Origin of the sequence: Alkalihalophilus lindianensis (assembly GCF_032843265.1) — a bacterium.
Lineage (GTDB): Bacteria > Bacillota > Bacilli > Bacillales > Bacillaceae_D > Alkalihalophilus > Alkalihalophilus lindianensis.
Map to the genome: position 1 here is coordinate 1 of NZ_JAWJBA010000117.1, position 341 is coordinate 341.

1 protein-coding gene is annotated in these 341 nt (G+C 44.6%); it reads left to right on the top strand.

What is annotated here, in order from left to right; genetic code table 11:
- A partial coding sequence (locus tag RYX56_RS21565) for a hypothetical protein (RefSeq protein WP_317124018.1) occupies positions 1-341 on the top strand: 341 nt, incomplete at both ends.

A 341-nucleotide genomic window follows, 5' to 3' on the forward strand; every position in this document is an offset into this window, starting at 1 on the left:
CTTAACAGCGGACGACTTGATTCGATTAGTTGAAGAGAATCAAGAAGTTCCAGTAACCTCCCCATATGTGGAGGAAATTACTGCAAGACTGTCATGGGACTATTCCCATCCAAGCGCTACGACACATCGTTCTAAGCAATCTGTTTCTGAAATGAAACGACAGCGGGAAATGGCAGACGAACAAAGTGGAACAGACTTTATCCGGAGATTTCATAAGCCGATTCTGAAACGTCCAAAGTTTATGCAGGAGGTGGCCATGAATCCTGCTGAACGGGGAACCGCCATGCATATGGTGATGCAGCATATAGATTTGACGAAGGCTGTGAATGAAGAATCTATTT